Annotated in this window: 1 protein-coding gene and 1 pseudogene; both read left to right on the top strand. The window is 72.7% G+C overall.

Annotated elements, in window-relative coordinates; genetic code table 11:
- Positions 1 to 161, top strand: a pseudogene (locus tag ACI79Z_RS22820) (methyl-accepting chemotaxis protein); the annotation flags it as partial.
- 401 nt (positions 162 to 562) lie between these two features.
- The coding region (locus ACI79Z_RS22815; RefSeq protein WP_456904226.1) for a HAMP domain-containing protein at positions 563 to 1,508 on the top strand (946 nt) is incomplete at its 3' end.

Here is a 1,508-nt window from a genome sequence, read left to right as displayed (position 1 = left end):
AGGCGGCGCAGGGCTCGGGGCAGATCGCGGACAACATCTCCGGGGTCTCGGCCGCGGCGGACTCCACCACCCAGGCGCTGACCCAGACGCGCACCGCCGTCGACGAGCTCTCCCGCATGGCCGCCGAGCTCAGGGCGAGCGTCGGCCGTTTCACGCACTGACCCGTGTGACCCGGCCGCCAGGAATGGCCGTCCGTCCCGACGGCCGGTGACCACGGACCCGTCCGGAGCCATTTCCTCGACAATGGCTCCGGGCACGGTCGTCCGCCCCCGCCCCGACCGGCGGAAATGGCCATCTCCGCCGTTGGAGAGCTCGGCCGGCAGCGCGGATGCCCTTGTCGACTTGGGCATCTGTGCTGCTCGTCCAAGTCGTACCACTTGTCGACTTGCTGCCGGAAATGGTCCCGGCGTTGCCCGCCGCAACCAATAACGGCCGTGCTCGGATCGTTACCGACACGCCATTTCCGGACGACGCGAGTTCCTTTCCGGATCCGTCACTCTCCTACCCCGAGAGCGCCCGCTTCTTCACCACCGGCCACCCCGAGAACCCAGGAGCAGTCCCCATGAGCACGCAACGCGCCGGCCGCACCGGCGGCTGGTTCGCCGACCGCCCCGTCGGCGTCAAGATCGGCGCCGCCGTCGCCGTCCTCGCGCTGGTCGCCGTCGCGATGACCGTCCTCGCCGTCAACCGGCTGTCGGCGGTCCAGGACGCGGCCGCCCGGATCAACGACAACGTCGTCCGGCTGTCCGACCTGGCCAACATCCAGCGCTCCTGGCAGGGCGACCGGTCGCGCTACAACACGTACCCGATCGCGGACGCGCAGCAGCGCGCCGCCCTGCGGGCCGACCTGGCCGAGCGCCGCGAGACCATCGACGGCCAGCTCGACGCCTACGCCGCCGTGACGGTCAACAGGGAGGCGTTCGAGGAGTTCCGCGGCACCGTCGAGGACTACTACACGATCGCCGACACCCAGCTGCTGCCCGCGGCCGACGCCGGCAACCTCGCCGTGGCGGCCGCCGTCATCACCGGCCCGCTGCAGGACCGCTCCGACGTGCTCATGGACCAGTACAACGCCATGCAGGAGCGGCGGGTCGCCGCCGGCCAGGCCGACACCGACGACGCCGTCGGCATCGTCTCCTCGGCCACCACCACCCTGTGGGTCTCCCTGGCGCTGGGCACGCTGGTCGCGGGCGGGCTGACCGTCCTCGTGGTCCGGCGGCTCGTGGGCACCGTCCGCTCGGTGCAGCACTCGGTCGAGGCCCTGGCCGCCGGCGACCTCACCGTCACCCCCGAGGTGCGCGGGCGCGACGAGCTCGGCCGCATGGCCGCCGCCCTCGGCGAGGCCCAGGAGAACCTGCGCTCGGTGATGTCGGCCGTGGTCGCCTCGGCGGACGCGGTCGCGGCCTCCAGCGAGGAGCTGTCGGCGTCCTCGGCGCAGATCTCGGCCTCGGCCGAGGAGACCTCGGCGCAGTCCGGCGTCGTGGCCGGCGCGGCCGAGGAGGTCAGCC

The sequence above is a fragment of the Geodermatophilus sp. SYSU D00663 genome (assembly GCF_054050655.1).
Note: the sequence above shows the minus strand (reverse complement) of the source record. Positions and strands in the feature narration are given on the sequence as shown.